This window comes from uncultured Jatrophihabitans sp., from assembly GCF_964246335.1.
Lineage (GTDB): Bacteria > Actinomycetota > Actinomycetes > Mycobacteriales > Jatrophihabitantaceae > Jatrophihabitans.
The window spans coordinates 1-3,994 of record NZ_CAXTQF010000074.1 but is presented as its reverse complement, the minus strand read 5'-3'; the positions used below and the strand labels follow the sequence as shown (position 1 = coordinate 3,994).

General features: G+C 71.1%; 4 protein-coding genes and 1 pseudogene. 4 read left to right on the top strand and 1 reads right to left on the bottom strand.

All coding sequences use genetic code 11. The annotated features are described in order from the left end of the window. The first annotated feature begins 77 nt into the window (after positions 1-77). Together rplT and ACFFCN_RS16255 are read left to right on the top strand one after the other, a co-directional pair. Complete coding sequence (gene rplT / locus ACFFCN_RS16260; RefSeq protein ID WP_375493323.1) at positions 78-476, top strand: 50S ribosomal protein L20; 399 nt, start codon at positions 78-80, stop codon at positions 474-476. Between the two features lie 8 nt (positions 477-484). Further along, a complete protein-coding gene (locus tag ACFFCN_RS16255) occupies positions 485-1,261 on the top strand; it encodes a TrmH family RNA methyltransferase (RefSeq protein WP_375493321.1) in 777 nt (258 codons plus the stop codon). A gap of 21 nt (positions 1,262-1,282) precedes the next feature. Here the strand turns inward: ACFFCN_RS16255 and ACFFCN_RS16250 are convergent, their stop codons facing one another. Next, a complete protein-coding gene (locus ACFFCN_RS16250) occupies positions 1,283-1,702 on the bottom strand; it encodes a MarR family winged helix-turn-helix transcriptional regulator (protein ID WP_375493319.1) in 420 nt (139 codons plus the stop codon). 163 nt (positions 1,703-1,865) lie between these two features. On the opposite strand from ACFFCN_RS16250, the gene ACFFCN_RS16245 reads away from it, so the two are divergent. Continuing rightward, the gene (locus tag ACFFCN_RS16245) at positions 1,866-3,614 is read left to right on the top strand and encodes an ABC transporter ATP-binding protein (protein ID WP_375493317.1); all 1,749 of its coding nucleotides are present in this window, start codon (positions 1,866-1,868) and stop codon (positions 3,612-3,614) included. Between the two features lie 169 nt (positions 3,615-3,783). Next, positions 3,784-3,994, top strand: a pseudogene (locus tag ACFFCN_RS16240) (phenylalanine--tRNA ligase subunit alpha); the annotation flags it as partial.

The window sequence follows — 3,994 nt, the reverse complement described above, 5'->3', positions numbered from 1 at the left end:
CGCTGAGCGTCACCCCGCCATCTTCATGACCCCCCGCCGCCGGATCGCACGCGCGGCCTGACAGCAAGGACGACACAGTGGCACGCGTCAAGCGGGCAGTGAATGCCCAGAAGAAGCGCCGGACCGCACTCGAGGCTGCCAGCGGCTACCGCGGGCAGCGCTCGCGGCTCTACCGCAAGGCCAAGGAGCAGCTGCTCCACTCGGCGACCTACTCCTACCGCGACCGCAAGGACCGCAAGGGTGACTTCCGCAAGTTGTGGATCGCCCGCATCAACGCGGCGGCGCGCGCGAACGACATGACCTACAACCGGTTCATCCAGGGGCTGCGGCTCGCCGAGGTCGACGTCGACCGCAAGGTGCTCGCCGACCTCGCGGTGACCGACCCCGAGGCGTTCACCGCTCTGGTCGAGGTCGCCCGCGCGGCGGTCGTCGCCGAGGGCACCGGCGGCGCGTCCGCGCAGTCGCCGGCCGCATAGCCACCTGCTTGCTCAGCTCCACCAACGCCCGGCTCGCCGCGGCCCGCCGTCTCACCCGACGGACGGGTCGCCGCGACGCCGGGCGTTTCCTCGCCGAAGGGCCGCAGGCCGTGCGTGAGGCGCTGGCTGCCGACGCCGTGCTCGAGGTCTTCGCCACCGCCGAGGCGATCGTCGGCAATCCCGAGCTGACGGCCGACGCGTCCGAGATCTCGGCGAAGGACGCCGCAACGTTGTCCGAGACCGTCACCCCGCAGGGTCTCGTCGCGGTCTGTGAACTCACCCAACCGTCGCTCGCCGACGTCCTCGCCCGCGGCCCGCGGCTACTCGCGGTACTCGTCGAGCCCAGTGACCCGGGCAACCTCGGCACCGTCATCCGCACCGCTGATGCCGCCGGCGCAGACGCCGTGCTCGTCGACGGCGGGGTCGATCCGTACAACGGCAAGGCCGTGCGCGCCAGCGCCGGCAGCATCTTCCACGTGCCTGTGGTGGCGGCATCCACCGACGACTTGCTGACCGCCGGGCCGAAGGCGGGCATCGCGCTGCTCGCCACCAGCGGCGACGCAGCACTCGACCTCGACGACCTCATCGACGCCGGTGAGCTGGCCGCGGCCACCGCGTGGCTGTTCGGCACCGAGGCGCACGGCTTGCCCGAGGCACTGCTGGCCGCGGCGCGCGCCGTGCGGATCCCGGTGCACGGGCGGGCCGAGAGCCTCAACCTGGCGAGTGCCGCGGCCGTCTGCCTGTACGCCAGCGCCCGCGCGCAGCGTCGCGCGACGCCCGCGTAACCGAGGCCCAGGGATCGCGGGTCAGCCGGCCAGCTTGCGCAGGATCCGCGCCAGATGCCTGCGATCGGTCGCGCTGAGCGCCGCGAACATCTCCTGGGTCTCGCGCTGCCGCGACTCGCGCAGCGCGTCCCCCATCCGTCGACCGTCCGCCGTCACGTCGAGCACCGTCGCGCGTCGGTCGGCGGGGTCGGCGGAGCGCTCGACGAGGCCGCGCTCGGCCAGCGCATCGACCATCTCGGTGGCCGAGCGAGGGGCGATGTGCAGGTGCTTGCTCAGCTGACCCGGCCGCATCGGCCCGTGCGCGAGCAGCACCTGCAAGGCGCGTGCCATGGCAGGCGTGACATCGCGCGGTGCGAGCGCCTCGCGGCTCACCCCGCGCAGCCGCCGCGCCACGGCCCACAACGCATCGACGAGCGATTCGTCGCCCACCGGATCGGTCATGGGAACACGGTAGCAGCATTTAGTGTTGCAACCTCATCATGAGGTAACCTCATTACAAAGTTGCCTCAGTACCGAGAGGAGCAAGCCTTTGGTTCCCCCATCAACCCGTCCCGGCGGACCGAGCCGCAAGCCGTCGGCCGCCGATCGCACCAGAGCTCGGCAGGTGTCGCTTCGCCGCATCGCCAGGCTCTTCACCCCCTACCGCTGGCAACTCGCCACCGTCATTGCCGTGATCGTCGCGTCGTCGGTGGTCGGCATGGCCAGCCCGTTCCTGCAGCGTGCGGTCATCGACGACGCGCTGCGCACCCAGAACCTGCATCTGCTCTCCTGGCTCGTTGCCGGCATGGTCGCCGTTGCCGCGATCACCGCTGCCTTCGGCGTCGTCCAGACGTGGATCAGCACGCGGGTCGGCCAGCGCGTCATGCACACGCTGCGCACGACTGTGTTCGCGCACCTGCAACGCCAGTCGCTCGACTTCTTCACCCGCACCCGCACCGGCGAGGTGCAGTCGCGCATCACGAACGACATCGGCGGCATGCAGTCGCTCGTCACGAGCACCGCGTCGTCGGTCGCCGCCAACCTCACGACCGTCGTGGCCAGCGCGGTCGCGATGGTCGCGCTGTCCTGGAAGTTGTCGCTGATCTCGCTGGTCGTGCTGCCACCGGCGGTGCTGCTGACGAAGCGCGTCGCTCGCATGCGCCAGGCCATCACCGCGGACCGGCAGCGCGAGCTGGCCGACCTCAACGTGATCATCGACGAGAGCCTGTCGGTCAGCGGCGTGCAGCTGGCCAAGACCATGGGCGCCGCGTCGATGCTCGTCGACCGGTTCACCGCGTCCTCGGCACGGCTGATCGATCTCGAACTACGTTCCGATCTCGCCGGCCGCTGGCGGATGGCCGCGATGAACATCATCTTCGCGGCGATCCCGGCCGCCATCTACCTCAGTGCCGGGCTGCCCGGCACCGCAGGCACGCTGACCATCGGCACGATCGTCGCGTTCACCGCGCTGCAGAACGGACTGTTCCGGCCGTTGATGTCCCTGCTCGACGTCGGCGTCACGCTCACGAGCTCGCTCGCCTTGTTCGCGCGGATCTTCGAGTATCTCGACCTGCCGGTGGACGTCGCCGACCCCGAATCGCCGGCCGAGATCGACCCCACGTCGATGGCCGGGCACGTCCGCATCGAGGACGTGACCTTCGCCTACCCCGGCAGCGACACCGCCGCGCTCGCCGGCATCACCCTCGACGTGCCCGCCGGCGCGACGCTGGCCCTGGTCGGCGAGACCGGCTCCGGCAAGAGCACCTTGGCGGCGCTGCTCGCGCGCCTGCACGACGTCGATGCCGGCCGCATCACGATCGACGGTGTCGACCTGCGGGACATGACCCTCACCGACCTCGCAAGCATCGTCGGCGTCGTCAGCCAGGAGACGTACCTGCTGCACACCACGATCCGCGAGAACCTGCGTTACGCGAAGGCGGACGCGACCGACGCCGAGCTGGAGCAAGCCGCGCGCGCCGCGCACATCCACGAGCTGATCAGTGGACTGCCCGCGGGCTACGACACCGTCGTGGGCTCGCGCGGGTACCGGTTCTCCGGCGGCGAGAAGCAGCGTCTTGCGATCGCCCGCACGCTGCTGCGCAACCCGCGGGTGCTGGTGCTCGACGAAGCCACCAGCGCGCTCGACAACGAGACCGAACGAGCTGTGCAACGCGCACTCGACGAGCTGTCGGTCGGGCGCACGACGATCACCATCGCGCACCGGTTGAGCACCGTCCGCGACGCCGACGAGATCGCGGTACTCGATCACGGGCGTGTCGTCGAGAGCGGTACGCACGACGCACTGCTCGAACGCGGCGGCAAGTACGCCGCGCTGGCCGGGGGCGCCGTCGCGGCCGTCGAGCAAGTGCGTTGATCGGCCCGGCTAAGGTGGCCGCATGACCGCGCAGTCGCACCGCCGCCCGTACGCCCGGCGTCCGCGGATGTGCGCCGCGCGGCTTGCGGCCGCCGCTCCGCGCGCCTGATCGTCGGCGCGCCCCCATCGCCCCGGGCGTCACCGACGCCCCGACGAAGGACCGTCACGCATGCCCGCTGGAAACTCCCATTCGTTCGACCCGGTCGAGGTCGCCGTACTGCAACCCAACGCCGTGGAGCGCGCCGTCACCGACGCGCTCGCGGCGATCACCGCCGCCACTGACCTCGAGCAGCTCAAGACCGCCCGGCTCGCGCACGCCGGCGACCGCTCGCCGCTGGCCCTGGCCAACCGGGAGATCGGCGCGCTCCACGGCGTTGGGT